The sequence below is a fragment of the Pseudomonas putida genome, from assembly GCF_001941965.1.
In the GTDB taxonomy this organism is placed as follows: domain Bacteria; phylum Pseudomonadota; class Gammaproteobacteria; order Pseudomonadales; family Pseudomonadaceae; genus Aquipseudomonas; species Aquipseudomonas putida_L.
Window position 1 is genome coordinate 407,604 of sequence record NZ_MKZO01000025.1, and the last position, 22,809, is coordinate 430,412.

Annotated in this window: 15 protein-coding genes; 5 read left to right on the forward strand and 10 right to left on the reverse strand. The window is 65.3% G+C overall.

All coding sequences use genetic code 11. The features are described from left to right. Positions 1-6: 6 nt before the first annotated feature. The 4 genes from PSEMO_RS16065 (at position 7) to PSEMO_RS16080 (ending at position 4,156) form a co-directional block, all read left to right on the forward strand. Positions 7-2,382, forward strand: coding sequence for an efflux RND transporter permease subunit (locus PSEMO_RS16065; protein ID WP_075803997.1), 2,376 nt, complete (start codon positions 7-9; stop codon positions 2,380-2,382). A 102-nt stretch (positions 2,383-2,484) separates the two neighbouring features. Beyond that, on the forward strand, positions 2,485-2,784 hold the full coding sequence (locus PSEMO_RS16070) for a DUF5629 family protein (protein ID WP_075803959.1): 300 nt from the start codon (positions 2,485-2,487) through the stop codon (positions 2,782-2,784). Beyond that, positions 2,750-3,859 carry a lactonase family protein gene (locus tag PSEMO_RS16075; protein ID WP_075803960.1) on the forward strand — a complete coding sequence of 370 codons (1,110 nt, stop codon included), beginning with the start codon at positions 2,750-2,752 and terminating at the stop codon, positions 3,857-3,859. The genes PSEMO_RS16070 and PSEMO_RS16075 overlap by 35 nt, the downstream gene beginning before the upstream one ends. 117 nt (positions 3,860-3,976) lie before the next feature. Then, a complete protein-coding gene (locus PSEMO_RS16080) occupies positions 3,977-4,156 on the forward strand; it encodes a hypothetical protein (RefSeq protein WP_075803961.1) in 180 nt (59 codons plus the stop codon). A 109-nt stretch (positions 4,157-4,265) separates the two neighbouring features. Here PSEMO_RS16080 and PSEMO_RS16085 read toward each other — a convergent pair whose 3' ends face one another. From PSEMO_RS16085 to PSEMO_RS16130, 10 genes are all read right to left on the reverse strand, one after another. After that, positions 4,266-4,847 (reverse strand): glutathione S-transferase, encoded by a 582-nt coding sequence (locus PSEMO_RS16085; RefSeq protein WP_075803962.1) that lies wholly within the window; start codon positions 4,845-4,847, stop codon positions 4,266-4,268. After that, the gene (locus tag PSEMO_RS16090; RefSeq protein ID WP_075803963.1) at positions 4,844-8,491 is read right to left on the reverse strand and encodes an SbcC/MukB-like Walker B domain-containing protein; all 3,648 of its coding nucleotides are present in this window, start codon (positions 8,489-8,491) and stop codon (positions 4,844-4,846) included. Before PSEMO_RS16090 ends, PSEMO_RS16085 begins: the two co-directional genes overlap by 4 nt. Then, positions 8,488-9,729 (reverse strand): exonuclease SbcCD subunit D C-terminal domain-containing protein, encoded by a 1,242-nt coding sequence (locus PSEMO_RS16095; RefSeq protein ID WP_075803964.1) that lies wholly within the window; start codon positions 9,727-9,729, stop codon positions 8,488-8,490. The genes PSEMO_RS16090 and PSEMO_RS16095 overlap by 4 nt, the downstream gene beginning before the upstream one ends. 280 nt (positions 9,730-10,009) lie before the next feature. Continuing rightward, entirely contained in the window at positions 10,010-11,629 is a 1,620-nt protein-coding gene (locus PSEMO_RS16100; protein ID WP_075803965.1) for a BatD family protein, read from the reverse strand. Further along, positions 11,626-13,350, reverse strand: coding sequence for a tetratricopeptide repeat protein (locus PSEMO_RS16105; RefSeq protein ID WP_075803966.1), 1,725 nt, complete (start codon positions 13,348-13,350; stop codon positions 11,626-11,628). Before PSEMO_RS16105 ends, PSEMO_RS16100 begins: the two co-directional genes overlap by 4 nt. Next, positions 13,347-14,435: a vWA domain-containing protein gene (locus PSEMO_RS16110; protein ID WP_075803967.1), complete on the reverse strand. Its 1,089-nt coding sequence runs from the start codon at positions 14,433-14,435 to the stop codon at positions 13,347-13,349. Before PSEMO_RS16110 ends, PSEMO_RS16105 begins: the two co-directional genes overlap by 4 nt. Then, a complete protein-coding gene (locus PSEMO_RS16115; protein ID WP_075803968.1) occupies positions 14,428-14,922 on the reverse strand; it encodes a DUF4381 domain-containing protein in 495 nt (164 codons plus the stop codon). The genes PSEMO_RS16110 and PSEMO_RS16115 overlap by 8 nt, the downstream gene beginning before the upstream one ends. Beyond that, on the reverse strand, positions 14,919-15,863 hold the full coding sequence (locus PSEMO_RS16120; RefSeq protein WP_075803969.1) for a DUF58 domain-containing protein: 945 nt from the start codon (positions 15,861-15,863) through the stop codon (positions 14,919-14,921). The genes PSEMO_RS16115 and PSEMO_RS16120 overlap by 4 nt, the downstream gene beginning before the upstream one ends. A 4-nt stretch (positions 15,864-15,867) precedes the next feature. Continuing rightward, positions 15,868-16,827: an AAA family ATPase gene (locus PSEMO_RS16125; protein ID WP_075803970.1), complete on the reverse strand. Its 960-nt coding sequence runs from the start codon at positions 16,825-16,827 to the stop codon at positions 15,868-15,870. 381 nt (positions 16,828-17,208) lie between these two features. Continuing rightward, a complete protein-coding gene (locus tag PSEMO_RS16130; RefSeq protein ID WP_075803971.1) occupies positions 17,209-17,565 on the reverse strand; it encodes a hypothetical protein in 357 nt (118 codons plus the stop codon). Positions 17,566-17,908: 343 nt separating this feature from the next. On the opposite strand from PSEMO_RS16130, the gene PSEMO_RS16135 reads away from it, so the two are divergent. Continuing rightward, the gene (locus PSEMO_RS16135; protein ID WP_075803972.1) at positions 17,909-22,774 is read left to right on the forward strand and encodes an NAD-glutamate dehydrogenase; all 4,866 of its coding nucleotides are present in this window, start codon (positions 17,909-17,911) and stop codon (positions 22,772-22,774) included. Positions 22,775-22,809: the final 35 nt, after the last annotated feature.

Sequence of the window (22,809 nt, forward strand, 5' to 3'; positions counted from 1 at the left end):
TTCAGCATGAATCAGCACCATCAGGACAAGCCGACCACCCTCGAGCGCCTGATCTTCAACAACCGCCCGGCAGTGATCGCCATCTGCCTGCTGGTCAGCGTGTTCCTGTTCTGGCAGGCCACCCTGATCCGCCCGTCCACCAGCTTCGAAAAAATGATCCCGCTGGAGCACCCGTTCATCCAGAACATGCTCGAGCACCGCAATGACCTGGCCAACCTCGGCAACACCGTGCGCATCTCGGTGGAAGCGGTCAACGGCGATATCTTCGACAAGGACTACATGGAAACGCTGCGGCAGATCCATGACGAGGTCTTCTACATTCCCGGCGTCGACCGCTCGGGGCTGAAGTCGCTGTGGAGCCCGGCGGTACGCTGGACCGAGGTGACCGAGGAAGGCTTCTCCGGCGGCGAAGTCATCCCCAACACCTACAACGGCTCGCAGCAGAGCCTCGACACCCTGCGCGACAACGTGCTCAAGTCCGGGCAGATCGGCCGCCTGGTGGCGAACAACTTCAAGTCGAGCATCGTCGATGTGCCGCTGCTGGAGTCCTACCCGGACCCGCAGGACCCGGGCAAGCAGATCAAGCTCGACTACCAGCAGTTCTCCCACCAGCTGGAAGAGAAGATCCGCGACAAGTACCAGGCGCAGAACCCCAACGTGAAGATCCATATCGTCGGCTTCGCCAAGAAGGTCGGCGACCTGATCGACGGGCTGATGATGGTGGTGGGCTTCTTCGCCATCGCGTTCATGATCACTTGGGTCCTGCTGTACTGGTTCACCTGGTGCATCCGCAGCACCATCGCGGTGTTGATCACCACCCTGGTGGCGGTGGTCTGGCAACTGGGCCTGATGCATGTGGTGGGCTTCGGTATCGACCCCTATTCGATGCTGGTGCCGTTCCTGATCTTCGCCATCGGCATCTCCCACGGGGTGCAGAAGATCAACGGTATCGCCCTGCAGTCCAGTGACGCCGACAACGCCCTGACCGCGGCACGACGGACCTTCCGCCAGTTGTTCCTGCCGGGGATGATCGCCATCCTCGCCGACGCCGTGGGCTTCATCACCCTGCTGATCATCGACATCGGGGTAATCCGCGAGCTGGCCATCGGCGCCTCCATCGGTGTCGCGGTGATCGTCTTCACCAACCTGATCCTGCTGCCGGTGGCGATTTCCTATGTCGGCATCAGCAAGAAGGCCATCGAGCGCAGCAAGAAGGACGCGACCCGCGAGCACCCGTTCTGGCGCCTGCTGTCGTCCTTCGCCAGCGCCAAGGTGGCGCCGGTGTCCATCGTCCTGGCCCTGCTGGCCTTTGGTGGCGGCCTCTGGTACAGCCAGAACCTGAAGATCGGCGACCTCGACCAGGGCGCCCCGGAGCTGCGTCCGGACTCGCGCTACAACAACGACAACGCCTTCATCATCAACAACTACTCGACCAGTTCCGATGTGCTGGTGGTCATGGTCAAGACCCCGACCGAAGGCTGCTCGGCCTACGCCACCATGGCGCCGATCGACGAGCTGATGTGGACCATGGAGAACACCCCCGGCGTGCAGTCGGCGATCTCCCTGGTGACCGTGTCCAAGCAGATGATCAAGGGCATGAACGAGGGCAACCTGAAATGGGAAAGCCTGTCGCGCAACCCTGAGGTGCTGAACAGCTCGGTGTCCCGCGCCGACGGCCTGTACAACGGCGACTGCTCGCTGGCCCCGGTGCTGGTGTTCCTCAACGACCACAAGGCCGAGACCCTCGACGGTGTGGTCAAGGCGGTCAAGCTGTTCGCCGACGAACACAACCGCGAAGGCCTGGAATTCCTCCTCGCCGCCGGCAACGCCGGGATCGAGGCGGCCACCAACGACGTGATCAAGTCGGCCGAGCTGACCATCCTGATCCTGGTGTACATCTGCGTGGCAGTGATGTGCATGATCACCTTCCGCTCCTTCGCCGCGACCCTGTGCATCGTCCTGCCGCTGGTGCTGACCTCGGTGCTGGGCAACGCCCTGATGGCCTTCATGGGCATCGGCGTCAAGGTCGCCACCCTGCCGGTGGTGGCCCTCGGCGTGGGGATTGGCGTGGACTACGGGATCTACATCTACAGCCGTCTGGAAAGCTTCCTGCGTGCCGGCCTGCCGTTGCAGGAAGCCTATTACCAGACCCTGCGTTCCACCGGTAAAGCGGTACTGTTCACCGGCCTGTGCCTGGCGATCGGCGTGTGCACCTGGATCTTCTCGGCCATCAAGTTCCAGGCCGACATGGGCCTGATGCTGACCTTCATGCTCCTGTGGAACATGTTCGGTGCGCTGTGGCTGCTGCCGGCCCTGGCGCGCTTCCTGATCAAGCCGGAGAAACTCGCCGGGCAGAAGGGCAATTCGATCTTCGCCCACTGATCCATCGGCGGAACCACAGCGGGGGCCGGACGTCACAACGTCTGGCCCCCGCTGCATTTGGGCTATCATTCGGGCCTTTCCCCTGACCATGGCTGTTTCCCGATGACCACCCTTTCCCAAGCCCTGCACACCTGCGACATGCTGCTGATCGACGGCCTGCACTGCTTCGACTTCGTCCATGACGACAGCGGCCTGCGCGCCGAGTGCATGGATGGCCGTGCGCTCAAGCGCTGGACCTTTACTGCGGCCCAGGTCGAGGCTGCCCGTGCCGAAGGCGAGGACTGGCTGATCGTCGGCGACAGCGGCGAGCACCGCCTGGTGTGCATGGGCGCCGTGCGTGCGCCGGAGGACGATGAAGACGACGAGTATGAAGAAGGCGCTGCTGAGCCTGCTGATCGCTAGCGGCATGAGCATGAGCGTGCACGCCCGTGAACTGCTGGTAGGCAGCTATACCGATGGCGCCAGCCAGGGGATCTACCGCTACCGCTTCAGCGAGGGCCGTATCGACGCCATGCCGTTGCAGGTGGTGGAGGCGGGTAATCCGTCGTGGCTGACCTTGTCTGCCGATGGTCGCCGGCTGTTTGCCGTGAACGAGGCAGCGGCGGGGCGGGTCTCGGCGTTCAGCCTGGATGCCCATCATGTGCTTACGGCGGTGAATCAGGTCGGTAGCGGCGGTGCCGAGCCGACCCATAGCAGCCTGAGCCGGGACGGGCGTTTCCTGTTCGTCGCCAACTATGGTGGTTCCAATACCGAGGGCGGCAGCCTGAGCGTGTTGCCGGTGCAGGCTGATGGCCGTCTTGGCGAGCCGGTGCAGCAGGTGCGGCATGCCGCGAGCAAGGTCAATCCTGAACGTCAGGCCACGCCACATGTGCATTCGCTGGTGTCGTCACCGGATGGGCGTTTTGTGTTTGCCAGTGATCTGGGCGCGGACAAGGTCTTCGCCTATCGCTACGAACCGGACCAGGCCGAACCGCTCAAGGCGTTCGATGCGGTGGATCTTCCGCCCGGTAGCGGACCTCGGCATCTGCTCCTCAGCGCCGATGGCCGGCATGCCTGGCTGACCCTGGAAATGAGCGCGGAGGTGGCGGTGTTCGATCATCAGGACGGCCATCTGACCCTGCGCGCCACGGTGCCGCTGACCGACAGCAAGGATCCCGCAGCCAAGGCGGCGGGTGCCCTGCATGCCTCGGCAGATGGGCGTTTCCTGTATGTCAGCAATCGTGGCACGGCCAATGAACTGGTGGTGTTCGCCATCGATCCGCTCGACGGCGGGCTGACCCTGGTGCAGCGGCGTTCCGTTGAAGGCGATCACCCGCGTGAATTCGCGCTGGATCCGGAGCAGGGGTTCGTACTGGTAGCCAACCAGAAAAGCGACGAAATCGTGGTGATCCGTCGCGATCCTGCGAGCGGGAGGCTGGGTGAGGTGGTGCAGCAGTTCGTGCAGCCGGCGCCGTCGGACCTGAAGTTCCTCGACTGACTATCGACGTGCTCGATAATCGTTAGTGCTGCAATGAATTTTTCCCGGCGGGTCTCGGGGCGTAGTTTTGAACCAAGCCAGACGGCTTCTCAACTCAACGACTTCGAGGCCAGACCGATGAATTTCAATCTCTTTCCCGTAATCGCCGCATCCGCCATTTCCGCTTCCGTGGTGCAGGCGGCCAATGCCCATGTCGAGCTCGACCAGCGCAAGGCGGCGACGCCGAGCTACACCACTGAGTATCTGCGTCAGAGTGCCAATTTCTATGCGGCGCTGGATCATAAGGCTTCGCACTGAATTTTTTGTTGCTCTTGAGGGCCTCATCGCTGGCAAGCCAGCTCCCACAGGGTCCGCGGTGCATGCGATCCCTGTGGGAGCTGGCTTGCCAGCGATGAGGCCCTGAAGATCACTTGGCCATGATCGCCTTGAACAGCTCCGATTCCAGCCAGCCCTGCAACCAGGCCCTTAGCCTTGGATAGGGCGCCTCGGCGAACCACTGCGGTTCGACCCCGGCGAACTGGCGGATAAACGGCAGCAAGGCGGCATCGGCCAGGCTCGGGTGGTCGGCGAGCAGGTAAGGCTGCTCGCTGAGCAACCGCTCCAGATCCGCCAGAATCACCTCCGCCTGCTGCCGATAATGCTCCCGGGAATGCTCCGGATAGCGCTCGGCATACTTGTAGTGATTCAGGTGAACCTTGAACTCGCTGTCATTGCGCGCAATCAGCGCATCGATCTGCGGATCACCCTGTAGAAGCCAGTCCTGCGGATCATCCTGCGCCAGCGCCCAGCGCATGATGTCCAGGCTCTCCTCCAGCACCCGCCCCTCGACACTCAACACCGGCACCGTGCCCTTGGGCGACAGCGCCAGCATTTCCGCCGGCTTGGCCTTCAGGCTGACTTCCTCGATCCGTACCGGCACCCCGGCATAGCGCAGGGCCAGCCGCGCACGCATGGCATAGGGGCAGCGGCGGAACGAGTAGAGGATCATCCCGCCACCTCCAGGTGGCTCAGGCCATTGCCCTGGCGTCTCACCTGGATCTGCACGCCAATCCGCTCATGCATCTCCTGCACATGGGAAATCACCCCGACCTTGCGCCCCTGGGCCTGCAGGCCGTCGAGGGCGTCCATGGCCAGTTGCAGGGATTCCGGATCGAGGCTGCCGAAGCCTTCGTCGATAAACAGCGATTCGATCCGCAGGGTGCTCGACGCCATCGACGCCAGGCCCAATGCCAGGGCCAGGGACACCAGGAACGTCTCGCCCCCGGACAGCGAATGCACCGAGCGCAGTTCGTCGCCCATCTCGGTGTCCAGCACCAGCAGGCCGAGCTGGCTGCCGCCGCGTTTCAGACGATAGCGCTTCACCAGTTGGCGCAGTTGGGTGTTGGCGTGATGCACCAGCAGGTCGAGGTTGTAGCTCTGGGCAATCTTGCGGAAGGTGTCGCCGCTGGACGAGCCGATCAGGTCGCTCAGCCGCGCCCAGCGCTGCCATTCCGCGCGAGCCTGGGCGATGCGTTCGGCGAGGCTCTGGCTGGCCTGCTGGCGGCGCTGGTCCTCGGCCTGCTGCGCACGCAGTTCGGCGCACTGGTGTTCCTGCTGGTCGAGCTGCTGCTGGCTGGCGAGCAGGGCCTGGTCCAGGTCTTCGGCGCTTTGTTCGGTGAGCTGCTGCTTCTGGTGTTGCTGCAGGCGCTCGTCACGCTCCTGGACCCGCACGCTGGATTGCTCGACGGCTTTCTCGGCCGCTTGCAGGCGCTGGCGTAGCTGGGCGACCTGTTCGTCGTCCATGCCCAGCAGGGCGTCGAGGCCCTGTTCGTCCAGCTCCGGATGGGCTTCGTGCCATTGGCCGATGGCCGCATCCAGTTGCTGGCGTTCCTGTTCCAGGGCCTGGTGCTGTTCTTCCCGGGCCTTGAGTTCGCTGGCGATCGCGGCGGCCTGGGTGCGGGCGTCGTGCATCTGCTGGCCGAGGCCGGCCTCGCTGGCACGAGCCTGTTCCACTGCCTGCTCCAGGGCGCGCTGCCAGTGATCGGCGTCGGCATGCTCGCCGATCAGCGCGGTCAGGGCTTCGCGGGCCTGCTGTTGCTGGGTTTCCAGTGCCGCCAACTGCTGGTTGCGTTGCTCCAGCGCCTGCTGGCGGTCGTGCTGCTTGCCTTCGAGGCTCTCGCGCTGCTTGAGGCGTTCGGCCAGTTCCTGCTGCTCGTCCTTCTGCTGGTCGAGCAGTTGCAGGCGGGCGCTGAGCTGCTGGTCGAGGCTGAGGAAGGTCTCGGACGGGGTTTCCCGCAGGGCGGCGAAGATGTCCGCCGGCAGCAGGGTTTCGAACTGCGCCAGGTCCTGGTCCAGACGCTGCTGGTCGGCATTCAGGCCGTCCTGCTGCTGGTTCAGTTGCAGGGTGGCCTGGCGGTGGGCTTCGTTGGCGTCTTGCAACTGCTGCTGAAGACGGGACGCGTCCTGTTGCAGGGTCAGCAGGGTTTGCTGGCGCTGCTGGTCGCGCTCGATATCGTCGTTGAGACGGCGCAGTTGCAGGTCCAGCCACGGGCTGCGGGCGGCGTTGTCGTGTTCGGACAGTTGCGGCCACAAGGCCTGGGCCTCCAGTTCCGGGGCCAGGGCCTGGAGCTGGGTATTCAGTTGTTCCTGCTGGTGCAGGTATTCCTTGAGCTGGCCGTTGACACCGCCGAGGCGGGAGCGCAGTTCGTCGAGCTTCTCGGTCAGCTCGCTGACCACCTTCTGCGCTGCGGCTTCCTCGCTTTCGTCATGCCGGGCGAGGTTTTCCAGCAGGGCTTCCGGCTGGTGATACGGGTGTTCAAGGCTGCCGCAGACCGGGCAGGGCTGGTCGTCCTGCAATTGCGTGCGCAGCTCTTCGACGCTGGCATTGCGCGCCAGGCGCTGGCGTTCCAGTAGCTGGCGGGTCAGGGTCAGGGCCTGTTGCGCCTGCTCCAGCTCCTGCTTGCCCTGCATGCCGGCGGCGATCAGTTGCTGGCGTTCCTGCTGGGCCGTGGTCTGGCGCTCACGCAGGGCATTCAGGCGCTGTTCGATTTCCTGCTGGCGGCTCCACAGCCGGGCCAGGTCCTCGAAGCCGCGTTGCTGCTTGCGGTTGTCCTGCAGCAGGGTGCCGAGCAGGCCGATCTGTTCGGCCAGGGCTTGCGGCTCGGCCGCGCTTTCCTGGAACAGCAGGTCGAGGGACTGGCGCAGCTGCGCGCATTCCTGGGCCCGGGCTTCGGCGGTCTGGCGCAGGGCCGGGAGTTCTTCGCGGCCCTTGCCGAGGCGGTTGGCGGTGAGCATCACCTGCTGCAACTGGCCGCGGTAGATCTGCCAGGCGCCACCCAGGTCGGCCATGCCGGCACTGCTCTCCAGTTGCGCGGCAATGCTGGCGAGCGCCTGTTCGTGGCGCTGCTGGTGTTCAACGAAGGCGTTCAGCTGGTTCTGACCTTCGTTGAAGGCCTGTTGCGCCTGCTGGCTCTGCTCGCGTTCGCGGGCCAGGTCCTGATCCAGGCGGGTCAGGTTGTGCTGGATCTCGAAGGCCTGGCGCAGGTGCGGGGCGCTGTCGCTCTGGGCGGCGAGGGCTTGTGTCAGCGCTTCTTTCGCGCCGCCAAGCTCCTGCTCCAGGCGCTGCTGGCGCTCGCCCAGTTCCGCCTGTTCGCGGCGTTGCTGCTCCAGCGCGGCAGCCAGCGGAGTGAGCTGGTTGAGCACTTCCTGACGGCGGGCGAACTGGTGACGCTGTGGCGCCAGTTGTTCGAGGCGGGTCAGGTTCAGGCGTTCGGCAGCGAGGCCTTCCCAGTCCTGGCGGGCGCTGGCGAGGGCTTCGGCGGCGGCTTTCTGCTGGTCTTGCAGGGCCAGCAGTTCGTTGAGCCAGGTGCGTTGTTGTTCGAGCTGGCGCTGCTGGGCCTGTCCGGCCTTGAGGCCTTGCTGGGCCTCGACCAGTTGCTGATCGAGGGCCGTGCGTTCTTCTTCGCTCATTGGCAGCACGCCGCTGGCTTCGCCGAGCAGGGCTTTCAACGCTTCGTCGGCTTCCTTGGCCTTGGCAAAGGCGCGCCGGCCCAGCTGGCTGTAGATCGCCGTGTTGGTGAGCTTTTCCAGCAGCTCGCTGCGTTCCTTGTCGTCGGCCTTGAGGAAGGCGCTGAACTCGCTCTGGGCCAGCATCACCGCGCGGGTGAACTGGGCGAAGTTGAGGCCCAGGCGCGATTCGATCAGTTGCTCGTACTCGCGCTTGCTCTGGTTGCTCAGCAGTTGCTGGCTGTCCAGGTCGTGCAGGCTCTGGCGGCTGCCTTGCAGCTTGCCGTTGGCCTTGTCGCGGGCGCGGTTGGCTTCCCAGCGGGCGCGGTAGCGGCGGCCGTCGATACCGACGAAATCCACCTCGGCAAAGCAACTGCCGGTGCCGCGGCGCAGCAGGGTGCGCGGGTCATTGGTGAGAATTTCACCGTCGGCATCCGGGACCTTGGTCTCCCGGCCGATGTTTTCCAGGCGCGGCACCGAGCCGAACAGGGCCAGGCACAGGGCATCGAGCAGGGTGCTCTTGCCCGCGCCGGTCGGCCCGGTGATGGCGAACAGGCCGGCGCTGGCCAGGGGTTCGGCGGTGAAATCGATCTCGAAGGGCCCGGCCAGGGAGGCGAGGTTCTTCAGGCGGATGGCGAGGATCTTCATGGCTGTTCCTCCTGTTGCTGGACTTCCTGCAACAGCAGGGCGAAATCGGCCAGGGTGCCGTCATCGGCGGCGCTGCCGTAGGCCTGTTCCCAGGCGCGGGCGAACAGGTCCTGGGGCTTGAGCTGGCCCAGTTCCACCAAGCGCTCTTCTTCCTCGCCATCGGCGCCAATACGCCCGGCGTATTCCGCGCTGATCCGCACCAGGCGCACGGCCTTGCCCTGCAGGGCGCCTTCAAGCTGCTGGCGCAGGTCGGGTTGCGGCTCGTCCAGTTGCACGCGGACTTCCAGCCACGGCTGGCGCTGCGGGTCGTCGAGCAGGTCGACCACCGGCAGTTCGGTGAGGCTTTCGAGAATCTCGGCCAAGGGCGCCGGGCCGACCCGTTGCAGGGCCACGGCCCGTGGCACGCTGCGGCTTTCCACGCTGACCAGCTTGTTGCCCTTGAGCTCCACTTCGAGGATCTGGTGCGGGTACTTGATCTCCGAGAACGACAGCGGCAGCGGCGAGCCGCAATAGCGGATGCGTTCCTCGCCATTGACCTTCTGCGGCTTGTGCAGGTGGCCGAGGGCGACATAGGCGATTTCTTCGCCGAACAGGCTGGCGGGCAGGGCTTCGGCGGTGCCGATGATCAGGCTGCGCTCGGAGTCCTCGGAGACCGAGCCACCGGCCATATGGGCGTGGCTGATGGCGACCAGCGCCTGTTTCGGCTGGCGGCGCTCGAGGGCGGCGGCGATGAGTTTCTCGTGAACCTGGCCGATGCCGCGCAGGTAGTCCTCGCCCAGGTGCGGCCCGGTGACTTCCGCCGGGCGCAGGAAGGGCAGGGCCAGGCACCAGGCCTCGACCTTGCCCTTGGCGTTGGTCAGGGGTACGAGCAGGCGGTCGCTGTCCAGCTGGCCTTCGTCGAGCCACTGCACGCGACCGAGGGCGTGGGTGCGCAGGCTGCGCATCAGCGGGCCGGGGAGTTCGATGCGCGAGCCGGAATCGTGGTTGCCGGCGATCATCACGATGGTCAGGGCCGGCTGTTGCTCGTGGGCCTTGACGATAAAGTTGTAGAGCTGTTCCTGGGCCTTCACCGGCGGGTTCACGGTGTCGAAGATATCGCCGGCGATCAGCAGGGCATCGGGGGTGCGCAGCTTGAGCTGGCCGAGCAGCCAGTCGAGGAAGCAGGCATGTTCGAAATCGCGCTCCTGGCCGTGCAGGGTTTGCCCCAGATGCCAGTCGGAGGTGTGAAACAGACGCATGGATAGTCCTGTGACGGGGGCAGGATGGAAAACCGGTAATGGTACCTGAATGTGTGGTGTTCTTGAGGGCCCTATCGCTGGCAAGCCAGCTCCCACAGGGATCCCATGCGCCGCGGACCCTGTGGGAGCTGGCTTGCCAGCGATAGGGCCCTCAAGAACAACAGAAAACTATTTGGGACAAGCATCGGCAGGCTCCCATTCTCTCCACAGGGATTGCTGGCGCCGCGGACCCTGTGGGAGCTGGCTTGCCAGCGATAGGGCCCTCAAGAACAACAGAAAACTACTTGGGATAAAGCGGCGGAAGGCTGCCGTTCTCGCCTTGGGTCGGCTGGGCGAGTTCCGCAGCGGGAATGGTACTGATCGCCTTCCACAGATCCTCACCTTGCCAATACTGCCCGGCCTCGCTGTACAGCGCGCTGTTCAGCCCATCCAGCGCATCCGACAGCGGCACGAAGCGCGCCGCCATCTCCGCCAGGGTCTGCGGCTGCTGGCGTGCCCAGGCGTCCAAGGCCTGGCGCGTAGCCTGGGGATCATTGGCCAGGCACGCCCGCTTCAGATCATCGAGCAGCGTCCGCGGACTCGGCCCCGCCGGAATCACCCGGGCCACCGCCGGCTGCGAACGGGCCCGCCACCACAGGGCGAAACCGGCCAGGGTGGTCAACGCCAGAACCAACGTACTCAGTTGCCACGGCCACAACAGCTGGCTGCCCTGGCCTGAGGTCGCACCTGGCGTTTCTGCGGTCAGCGCCGGGTTGTCCTGCACCTGGAGGCTGCGCGCCGGCAGGCTGCTGTGTTCCAGATGGTCTTCGCGGGTGTTCCACCAGACCACCTCCAGGCTCGGCAACTCGAGGTTGCCGCTGTGGGTCGGCACCAGCGCCTCGCGTTCCTCGCGGCTGCCGACCAGCCCGCGTTCGTCGATCTGGTTGCGCAGTTGCGGCTGGTCCGGATAACGCCGCAAGCCGGCGATTTCACTGCTCGGCAACGGCGTCAACTGGGTGCTGGACAGCCCCTCGGCCTTGAGCGTGACGCTGCGGGTCAGCGAGTCGCCGATCTGCACCGGGGTCTGCGCCGGGTCCGGGCTCCAGTGTTCCTCAAGCGTCAGGTTGCGCGCCGGCAGCCAGGGCGCACCGGCCGGGTAGCTGGCCGGGATCGGCTTGACCTGCAACGGCAGTTCCCGGGAAATCACCCGCACCTGGCTGTTGCCGGCGGCATTCGGGCTGTCGCTGTCGCCGCCCGCGCTGGTGGCGCTGAAGGTCAGCGACGGCACCTTCACCTCGCCGCTCTGCTGCGGATACAGGGCATAGCGCATCTCGATCACGCCATGGCGGATGCCGTTGATCAGCTTCTCGTAGGTGCGCGATTCGCCCAGCGGCTCGATCTTCACCCCGTCCAGTTGCAGCGGGCTGAGGCTGCTGTCGTCGTACAGCGACACCGAGTGGTAGATGCGCAGGGTCAGCACGGCCTGGGCCTGCACGTAGACGCTGCTCTGGTCGAGGCTGGCCTCGATGAATACCGGGGCGAGCAGGGTCACCGGGGTGTCCTCGGCGGCCTGGACCTGCAACTGGATCGGCTCGCTATGCAGCTCGCCAAGGCTCAGCGACGGGATTTCCAGGGTCCCGGCGCGGCGTGGCATGAGGGTTACGACCCAGCGCGTGGTGGCTTCGTTCTGTCCGTCGAGGGTATTGAGGCTGTTGAGCTGGCGCGTGCCACGCACCTCGAAATCCGCCTGCAGGGGCGTCAGGTCCGGCTTGCCGAACTGCGTGACATCGCCGACCTCAAGGGTCAGTTCCAGGGTTTCCGCGGTATTCAGCTGGCTGCGGTCGACACTGGCGTGCAGCTCCCGGGCCTGGGCCTGCAGGGCGAAGATAAGACAGAAGACGAAGGCGCAGACGCGGCTCATCGATGGGTTTCCTGAAGTTGTTGCTGTTCGTACCAGAATTTGCGCCGCAGCAGTTGCGCGGGGTTGTCCGGGATCTGCCGCAGCCATTGCTCCAGGGCCTGGCGCTGTTCGGCGTCGAGGTTGCTGCCGGTGGGGCGCTGGGGCGGCCGGGTGGTACTTTCGTCGTCATCGCCGGCGGCATTCTGCGGCGCTTGAGCCTCGCCTTGTTCCTGCTGTTCCTGGGGCTCGTCGCCGGGCTGACCGGTTTCCTTCTCGTTGTTGCTCTGTTGCGGATTGTCGCTGGTTTCGCCCGGCATCTGCTGGCCGTTCTGCTGTTCCGGTTCCTCCTCCGGCTCTTTCGCCGGCGGGGTCTGTTCCTGCTGGCGCTGTTGCAGCAGTTGCTCGACCAGGGCCTTGTTGGTCAGCGCCGGTTGCAGGTCGGGCTGGCGTTCCAGGGCCTCTTCATAGGCATCCACCGCCGCTTCCAGTTCGCCGCTGCGGGCCAGGGCGTTGCCGCGGTTGTAGTGGCCGGTGGCGCTGTCGTCGAGGGCGAACAGGCGGGCCGCGCCCGCATAGTCGCCGGCCTCATAGAGGGCCCAGCCTTTCCATTGCGGGTCCTGGAAGTGCTTGGCCGCTTCCGCCGGACGCTTTCTTTCCAGCAGGTACTGGCCCTGCTGGTCGGGGCGCCGCCACAGCTCGCTGAATTCGAAGGCATAGGACGGCTGCGGCAGACAGAACAATAGCGGCAGGCAGAACAACCAGCCACGCCGCCCGGCGCAGGCCGCCAGGAGCAGCAGCGGCAGGAGCAGCCAGTAGCCCTGGTCGGCCCAGGTATCCAGTTGCACGGTCTGGCCGTCGTTGCTCATCGCCTTGGGGTTGTCGAACAGACCCAGGCCGCGCAGGTCGAGGTCGTCGATGCGCGCGTGGCGGTAGCGGCCGCCGAGGTCGCTGATAAAGGGCTTGAGGCTGCTGCTGTCGAGGCGCGGAACGAAGATCGCGCCGTCGGCGTCCTTGAGCAGTTCGCCATTGGCCTGCTTGACCGGTGCGCCCTCGGCGCTGCCGACGCCGAGCATCAGCAATGGCGGCCCGTTGCGGCCTAGGGCCTGGGCGATGCCCTGGCGTTCTTCGTCGGTGAGCGACGAGGCGATCAGCAGTAGCCGGCCCTGGCCCAGAGCGCCTTGGGAGAGCAGTGAGAGCGCCTTGCCCACGGCCAGGTCGGCACGTTGTCCGGCCTGGGGCATGATCCCCGGCTCCAGCGCCTCCAGCAGGTTGCGGCTGGTACCGAGGTCGTCCGACAGCGGTACCAGGGTGTGGGCGCTGCCGGCGTAGACGACGATGGCGGTCTGGCTGTCACGGCGGTGTTCGAGCAGGTCGAGGATCTTGCGCCGGGCCTGTTCCAGACGGGTCGGCGGGGTGTCCTCGGCGAGCATTTCCGGGGTCAGTTCGAGCAGGATCACCAGCGGATCAGCCGGGCGCTGGCGGGTTTCCTCCAGGCGTTCCCAGCTTGGCCCGACCAGTGCCAGCACGCCAAGCACCCAGGCCAGCCCGAGGGCGACCCACGGCAGCTTGCTGTCGTGACCACTGCCACCACCCAGCAACACGCCATGGAAGGCCGGCGGCAGGATCATCTGCCAGCGTCCGGCGCGCTTCTGCCGGTGCCAGAGTTTCCACAGCAGCCAGCCGAGCACCGGCAGCACCAGCAGCCACAGCGGACGCATGAAATGAGGCCAGAGCTCGCTCATCGACGCCTCCGCAGACGCAGGCGCTTCAGCCGTTCACGCCATTCCGGGTGCGGCTGGAGGAAGTCCGGGCGGCGCAACAGGCGCTGAAGCAGGCGTTGCAGCAGGTGGTCGGGCCAGCGCTCGCGGATCACCAGGGCCATGCTCAACAGCATCGCCGCGGCCAGGGGCCAGGCATACAAGGCTTCGGCGGTGCGCGCCTGGGTCGGTTGCTGTTCCACCGGTTCGAGCAGGTCGAGGGTGTCGCCGATAGCCTTGAGCTCGGCGCCATCGCGGGCACGGAAATACTCGCCATGGGTGATCTGGGCGATCTCCCGCAGCGAGGCTTCGTCGAGGTCGAGGCTCGGATTGAGGCCGATCTGCCCGGCGGTGCCGCTTTCCTCGGCGCTGGCGCCGATGCCGATGGTGTAGATGCGGATGTTCTCCTGGGCGGCCAGGCGCGCAGCGGTCAGCGGGTGGATCTGCCCGCCGTTGTTGGCGCCGTCGGTGACCAGGATCAGCACACGGCTGTCGGTCGGGCGCGAACGCAGGCGCTTGACCGCCAGGCCGATGGCGTCGCCGATGGCGGTGTTCTTGCCGGCGATGCCGATCTGCGCGTCATCGAGGAAGTTGCGCACGGTGCGCCGGTCGAAGGTCAGCGGCGCCTGCAGATAGGCCTGGCTGCCGAACAGGATCAGGCCGACGCGGTCGCCTTCGCGCTGCTGCAGGAAGTCGCCGAGCAGGTCCTTGACCAGCGACAGGCGGCTGACGTCCTCGCCGTCCCAGCTCATGTCCGGGTAATCCATCGAGCCGGACACGTCCACGGCCACCAGCAGGTCGCGGCCGCTGGCGGCCACCGGTAGCGGCTCGCCGAGCCATTGCGGGCGGGCGGCGGCACACAGCAGAAGCAGCCAGACCAGGATGAACGGCGCCTGTTGGCGCAGGGTCGGCAGGTTCAGGCGCGCGCGGCGGCCGGCCAGGCCTTCCAGTTCATCGAGGAAACTGACCTTGAGCACCGGCTCGCCGCTGTCCGCCGCCGGCAGCAGCAGGCGCGCCAGCCAGGGCAGCGGCAAGAGGGCGAAGACCCACGGCCAGGCCAGTTCAAACATGCTTGCGGATCCAGGTTTCGACCGCCTGGTTGAGGCCGGCGATGGCCTTGTCGTCGAGGCGGCATTCGGGCTTGTAGGTGCCTTCCACCAGCACCATCCAGCGGGTCAGGCCGGCGGCGGGGCAGCGGTTGTCGAGAAAGGCCAGCCATTTGCGGCCATTGAGGGTATGGCTGTGGCTGTCCGGGTAATGGTTGCGGCACAGGCGCTTGAGCAGGGCGTTGATCTGCTGCAGCCAGGCGCCGGCCGGAGCGCCGTCGTAGGGCTTGGGCAATTGCGCCAGTTCGGCCAGGGCGGCGATGCGGATCGGGTCCAGCGGCTGTTCGGCGCGAGGCACCGGGGGTTTGCGTGGACGCCAGTGACGCAGGCGCCAGAGGCCCCAGCCGAGCAGCGGTACAAGCAGCAGGAGTGCCCACCAGCCCGGCGCCGGTGGCCAGGCGCTGACGGGCGGCGGGGCGATCAGCGGTTGCAATTGCGCCAGAGGGTTCATCGCGGCTTGCCTGCCCGTTGTGGGTCGAGGTATTCGCGCAGTTGCTCGATCATTTCGCTCTGGGTGCTCAGGGGCATCAGCACCACCCGCAGTTTCTGCGCGAGCATTTCCCAGCGCTCGATACGCGCCTCGCTCTGCTGGCGATAGCTCTGGCGCAGGTTGCTGTCCAGCGTATCCAGCTCCAGTTGCGCGCCACGCTGGGCGAAACGCAGCAGGCCGGCGGCGGGCAGGGCGTGGTCGAGCGGGTCGGACAACGGCAGCAGGAGCAGGTCGCAATGCCGTGACAGCAGGCTGAGTTGCTGTTCCACGCCGGGATTCAGGGCGCGCTCGTCGCACAGGATGATCGCCAGGCTGCCCGGGCGCAGCACCTCGCGGGCTCGGCGCAGCGCAGTGCCGAGGTTATCGCCCTGGGGCGTGGCCTCGGTGTGCAGTGACTGGTTGACCCGGGCCAGGCGGTTGAGCAGTTGCAGCAGGCTTTGCTTGCTGCGGCGCGGCTTGATCTCGTGGTGTTCGTTGTCGCCGAACACCAACCCGCCGATGCGGTCGTTATGCCCCAGGGCCGCCCAGCCGAACAGCGCGGCGGCTTGCGCGGCGAGCACCGACTTGAACATCAATCCGGAGCCGAAGAACAGCCGGCGGCTCTGCTCGACCATGATAAAAATCGGCCGCTCGCGTTCCTCATGGAACAGCTTGGTGTGCGGCTCCTGGGTGCGGGCGGTCACCCGCCAGTCGATATTGCGCACATCGTCGCCGGCCTGGTACACGCGCACCTGGTCGAAATCCACGCCGCGCCCGCGCAGGCGCGAATGGTGCAGGCCGACCAGCGGGCTGCGCTGGCCGGGGGCGGAAAACAGACGGACTTCGCGCACCCGGTGGCGCATCTCGATCAGCTCGGTGAGGCTGATGCGGATGCCGGGGGCGGCCAACAGTTGACTGGGCATGGGCTCAGGCGACGGCGACGACGTCGAGAATGCGCTGGATCACCCGGTCCTGGTCGATCCCGGCCGCTTCGGCCTCGAACGACAGGATAATGCGGTGGCGCAGCACGTCGAACAGCACCGCCTGGATATCCTCGGGGCTGACGAAATCGCGCCCGGCCAGCCAGGCATGGGCGCGGGCGCAGCGGTCCAGGGCAATGGACCCGCGCGGGCTGGCGCCGTAGGCGATCCAGTCGCCCAGCTCGGCGTCGTACTTGGCGCCGTTGCGCGTGGCCATGACCAGTTGCACCAGGTATTCCTCCACCGCATCGGCCATGTACAGGCCGAGGATCTCCTTGCGTGCGGCGAAGATCGCCTGTTGGCTGACCCGGCGCTCGGGCTTGGTCTCGCCGTTCAGCGCCTCGCCACGGGCCTGGGAAAGGATGCGGCGCTCCACGGTGGCATCCGGGAAGCCGATCTTCACATGCATCAGGAAGCGGTCGAGCTGGGCTTCCGGCAGCGGGTAGGTGCCTTCCTGCTCGATCGGGTTTTGGGTCGCCATCACCAGGAACAGCGGCGACAGCTCGTAGGTGCTGCGGCCGACGCTGACCTGGCGCTCGGCCATGGCTTCGAGCAATGCCGACTGGACCTTGGCCGGGGCGCGGTTGATTTCGTCGGCCAGCACCAGGTTATGGAAGATCGGGCCTTGCTGGAACACGAAGCTGCCGGTTTCCGGGCGATAGATCTCGGTGCCGGTGATATCGGCCGGGAGCAGGTCGGGGGTGAACTGGATGCGATGGAACTGGGCCTCGATCCCTTCGGCCAGTTCCTTGATGGCCTTGGTCTTGGCCAGGCCGGGGGCGCCTTCGACCAGCATATGGCCGTCGGCCAGGAGCACGATGAGCAGACGCTCTACCAGTTTCTCCTGGCCGAGGATCTGGGTGGAAAGAAAGGTGCGCAGCGCGATCAGCGCTTCACGGTGTTCCATCGTGACGGTTCCTGGAGTGAAGCCCGGGGCGGCGTGAAGCGCCCGGACAGGGGCTGATACTTTAATCCATCCAGGGGGGTGGCGACTAACGGTACGGGGGAAATCTTTTACGGGGGGAGGGCGGGTTTCTGGTGTCAAATACGGTATTCAAGACGTTATGCGGAGCCTGGGAGGGCCTCATCGCTGGCAACGCCAGCTCCCACAGGGTCCGCGCCGGGCACAAGTTCTGCGGCTGACCCAGAACCCTGTGGGAGCCGGCATTGCCGGCGATGAGGCCATCAGCCCCACCCCAAATCCGGCGGTGTACCCGGCCCCTGTGGGAGCTGGCTTGCCAGCGATAGGGCCGTCAGCCTCACCCCAATTCCCAGCAATGCCCCCAGTTCAGCGCTCGCAGACCAGCGTCCCGACCCCATCCAGAATCACCTTCAACACCGCCTCGATCTCATCCAGGTCATCACCCAGCGCATTAGCGATATCGATCTCCAGCACATCATCCCCACCAAACAGATCCGTCGCCCCCGGCGCCGTCTCGATCAGCAGCCGGCTGGCGCTCAAGGTCACCTTGATATCCCGCAGCGTGTCGCCTTCTTTCTCGATCATCAGGTCGACTTCATCGTCTTCCGGATACCGGCAAAGGATGAACAAACGGCCATCGGTATTGTTGCTGCCGAGGGTGGCAAGGTTGTCTTCTTCGTCATCGCAGGCGTTGCCGAAAATCAGCTCGGAGGTCAGTTGCATGGTGCAGCTCGGTCAAGGAAATGAAACCCAAGTGTGCCAGCGTTTGCCCATGGGATGAATCTCCGCCTGCACCTCAATGTCCGAATATGTCGCAGCGCCGCAAGCAGGGGCGGGTGGGCTGTCGTTAAGCTGCGTTGTCGATGGACACCCGTAAAGACGCAGTCGGCTCCAACAGACAGTGGTTTTTGCAGATGCCCATCCTGGTGTGACCGACCGGTCAAACCTGTACTCGCTCTTTCGCATTTCCCCTCCGCCGCGCCCGACATTGACTATGGTTGATGCGGGATAAAGCGGACACGCGCGACGTTTCAATCAAAAACAAAGCCCAAGCGGAGTACCACAGATGGCGTTTTTCACCGCAGCCAGCAAAGCCGACTTCCAGCATCAACTGAAAGCCGCCCTGGCGCAGCACATCAGCGAACAGGCACTGCCACAAGTGGCGCTGTTCGCCGAGCAATTCTTCGGCATCATCTCTCTGGACGAGCTGACCCAGCGTCGTCTCTCCGACCTGGTCGGCTGCACCCTCTCTGCCTGGCGCATCATCGAGCGCTTTGACCACGCCCAGCCCAAGGTCAACGTCTACAACCCCGATTACGAGCGTCATGGCTGGCAGTCGACCCACACCGCCGTGGAAGTCCTGCACCATGACCTGCCATTCCTCGTCGACTCCGTCCGCACCGAACTGAACCGCCGCGGCTACAGCATCCACACCCTGCAGACCACCGTGCTCAGCACCCGTCGTGGCAAGGACGGCGAACTGCTGGAAATCCTGCCCAAGGGCACCCACGGCGAGGACGTGCTGCAAGAATCCCTGATGTACCTGGAGATCGACCGCTGCGCCAACAACGCAGAACTCTCCGTACTGACCCACGAACTGACCCAAGTCCTGGCCGAAGTGCGCGTCGCCGTGGCCGACTTCGAGCCGATGAAGGCCAAGGTCCAGGAGCTGCTGGAACTGGTCGAGCAGACCCCGTACCCGGCGGTCGCTGGCGAGAAGTCCGAGGTCAAGAGCTTCCTCGAATGGCTGGTGGGCAACCACTTCACCTTCCTCGGTTATGAAGAATTCGTGGTCAAGGCCGACGCCCAGGGCGGCCAGCTGGTGTATGACGAGCAGTCCTTCCTCGGCCTGACCCGCCTGCTGCGCGCCGGCCTCACCGCCGAAGACCTGCGCATCGAAGACTACGCCGTAGCCTACCTGCACGAGCCGCTGCTGCTGTCCTTCGCCAAGGCCGCCCATCCGAGCCGTGTGCACCGCCCGGCCTACCCGGACTACGTGTCGATCCGCCAGCTCGACGCCGACGGCAAGGTGATCAAGGAATGCCGCTTCATGGGCCTCTACACCTCCTCGGTATATGGCGAAAGTGTCCACCAGATCCCGTACATTCGCGACAAGGTTGCCGAAGTCGAGCGCCGTTCCGGTTTCGACGCCAAGGCGCACCTGGGCAAGGAGCTGGCCCAGGTCCTCGAAGTGCTGCCCCGCGACGACCTGTTCCAGACCCCGGTGGACGAGCTGTTCAACACCGTGATGTCCATCGTCCAGATCCAGGAACGCAACAAGATCCGCGTGTTCCTGCGCAAGGACCCGTACGGCCGCTTCTGCTACTGCCTGGCCTATGTCCCGCGTGACATCTACTCCACCGAAGTCCGGCAGAAGATCCAGCAGGTGCTGATGGAGCGCCTCAAGGCCAGCGACTGCGAATTCTGGACCTTCTTCTCCGAATCGGTCCTGGCCCGCGTGCAGCTGATCCTGCGCGTCGATCCGAAGAACCGCATCGATATCGACCCGAAACAGCTGGAAAACGAAGTGATCCAGGCCTGCCGCTCGTGGCAGGACGACTACGCCGCACTCACCGTCGAAGCCTTCGGCGAAGCCCAGGGCACCAACGTCCTCGCCGACTTCCCGAAAGGCTTCCCGGCCGGTTACCGCGAGCGTTTCGCCGCGCACTCGGCGGTGGTCGACATGCAGCACCTGCTCAACCTGTCGGAGAAAAAGCCGCTGGTGATGAGCTTCTACCAGCCGCTGACCCAGTCCGGTAAGCACATCCTGCACTGCAAGCTGTACCACGCCGACACCCCGCTGGCCCTGTCCGACGTCCTGCCGATCCTGGAAAACCTCGGCCTGCGCGTGCTCGGCGAGTTCCCGTACCGCCTGCGCCACACCAATGGCCGCGAGTTCTGGATCCATGACTTCGCCTTCACCTACAGCGAAGGCCTCAACCTCGACATCCAGCAGCTCAACGACACCCTGCAGGACGCCTTCGTCCACATCGTCAACGGCGATGCGGAAAACGACGCCTTCAACCGCCTGGTGCTGACCGCCGGCCTGCCATGGCGCGACGTCGCCCTGCTGCGTGCCTACGCCCGCTACCTCAAGCAGATCCGCCTGGGCTTCGACCTCGGCTACATCGCCAGCACCCTGAACAACCACACCGACATCGCCCGCGAGCTGACCCGGCTGTTCAAGACCCGCTTCTATCTGGCGCGCAAGCTCACCAGCGAAGACCTCGAAGACAAGCAACAGCGTCTGGAACAGGCCATCCTCAGTGCCCTCGACGACGTCCAGGTGCTCAACGAAGACCGCATCCTGCGGCGCTACCTGGACCTGATCAAGGCCACCCTGCGCACCAACTTCTACCAGCCGGACGCCAACGGCCAGAACAAGTCCTACTTCAGCTTCAAGTTCAACCCCAAGCTGATCCCGGAACTGCCCAAGCCGGTACCGAAGTTCGAAATCTTCGTCTACTCGCCGCGTGTCGAAGGCGTGCACCTGCGCTTCGGCAACGTTGCCCGTGGTGGCCTGCGCTGGTCGGACCGCGAGGAAGACTTCCGCACCGAAGTCCTCGGCCTGGTCAAAGCCCAGCAGGTGAAGAACTCGGTCATCGTCCCGGTCGGCGCCAAGGGCGGCTTCCTGCCGCGACGCCTGCCACTGGGCGGCAGCCGCGACGACATCGCCGCCGAGGGCATCGCCTGCTACCGCATCTTCATCTCCGGCCTGCTGGACATCACCGACAACCTCAAGGACGGCGGCGTCGTGCCACCGGCCAACGTCGTCCGGCATGACGACGACGACCCGTACCTGGTCGTTGCCGCGGACAAAGGCACCGCCACCTTCTCCGACATCGCCAACGGCATCGCCATCGACTACGGCTTCTGGCTCGGCGACGCCTTCGCCTCGGGCGGCTCGGCCGGCTACGACCACAAGAAAATGGGCATCACTGCCCGTGGCGCCTGGGTCGGCGTGCAGCGGCACTTCCGCGAGCGTGGCATCAACGTGCAGAAGGACGTCATCACCGTGGTCGGCATCGGCGACATGGCCGGCGATGTCTTCGGCAACGGTCTGCTCATGTCCGAGACCCTGCAACTGGTCGCGGCCTTCAACCACCTGCACATCTTCATCGACCCCAACCCGGACCCGGCCACCAGCTTCGCCGAGCGCAAGCGCCTGTTCGACCTCCCGCGTTCGGCCTGGAGCGACTACGACAGCAGCATCATGTCCGAGGGCGGCGGCATCTTCCCGCGCAGCGCAAAAAGCATCGCCATCACTCCTCAGATGAAAGAACGCTTCGCCATCGAAGCCGACAAACTCACCCCGACCGAGCTGCTCAATGCGCTGCTCAAGGCCCCGGTCGACCTGCTCTGGAACGGCGGTATCGGCACCTACGTCAAATCCAGCGAGGAAAGCCACGCCGACGTCGGCGACAAGGCCAACGACGCCCTGCGCGTCAACGGTGACGAACTGCGCTGCAAGGTAGTGGGCGAGGGCGGCAACCTCGGCATGACCCAGCTCGGCCGTGTCGAATTCGGCCTCAATGGCGGCGCCACCAACACCGACTTCATCGACAACGCCGGTGGTGTGGACTGCTCCGACCACGAGGTCAACATCAAGATCCTGCTCAACGAAGTCGTGCAGGCCGGCGACATGACCGAGAAGCAGCGCAACCAGCTGCTCGGCAGCATGACCGAAGAGGTCTCCAGCCTCGTCCTCGGCAACAACTACAAGCAAACCCAGGCCCTGTCCCTCGCGGCGCGTCGTGCCAAGGAGCGCATTGCCGAATACAAGCGCCTCATGGCCGACCTCGAAAGCCGCGGCAAGCTTGATCGCGCGATCGAATTCCTCCCGTCGGAAGAGCAACTCGCCGAGCGCATCGCCGCCAACCAGGGCCTCAGCCGCGCGGAGCTCTCGGTCCTCATCTCCTACAGCAAGATCGACCTCAAGGAAGCGCTGCTCAAATCCCAGGTCCCGGATGACGACTACCTCACCCGCGACATGGAGACAGCGTTCCCGCCGTCGCTGGTGCACAAGTTCGCCGACGCCATGCGTCGTCACCGCCTGAAGCGCGAAATCGTCAGCACCCAGATCGCCAACGACCTGGTCAACAACATGGGCATCACCTTCGTCCAGCGGCTCAAGGAGTCCACGGGCATGAGCCCGGCGAACGTGGCGGGCGCCTACGTCATCGTGCGCGACATCTTCCACCTCCCGCACTGGTTCCGGCAGATCGAAGCGCTGGACTACCAGGTGCCGGCGGAAGTGCAGCTCACCCTGATGGACGAGCTGATGCGCCTGGGCCGTCGGGCGACCCGCTGGTTCCTGCGCAGCCGTCGCAACGAGCAGGATGCCGGGCGCGATGTCGCGCACTTTGGGCCGCAGATTGCTGCCCTGGGCCTGAAGCTCGATGAACTGCTGGAAGGCCCGACCCGTGAGCGGTGGCAGACCCGGTACCAGAGCTTTGTAGAGGCTGGCGTGCCGGAGTTGCTGGCGCGGATGGTCGCGGGGACTACGCACCTGTACACCTTGCTGCCGATTATCGAAGCGTCTGACGTGACCGGGCAGAACCCGGCTCAGGTGGCCAAGGCGTTCTTCGCGGTGGGCAGTGCGCTGGATCTGACCTGGTATCTGCAGGAGATCAGCAATTTGCCGGTGGAGAACAACTGGCAGGCGCTGGCCCGGGAAGCGTTCCGGGATGATATTGATCTGCAGCAGCGGGCCATCACGATTTCTGTATTGCAGATGGCGGATGCGCCGGAGGATATGGATGCAAGGGTGGCGCTGTGGATGGAGCAGCATCGGGTGATGGTGGAGCGGTGGCGGGCTATGTTGGATGACCTTCGGGCTGCTACTGGGACTGACTACGCTATGTATGCGGTTGCTAACCGGGAGCTGGTGGATTTGGCGCTTAGTGGGCAGTCGGCGGTTTTGCCGTCTTGACTGACCCGCTGGGGCAACCTGCATTGGCGATGATG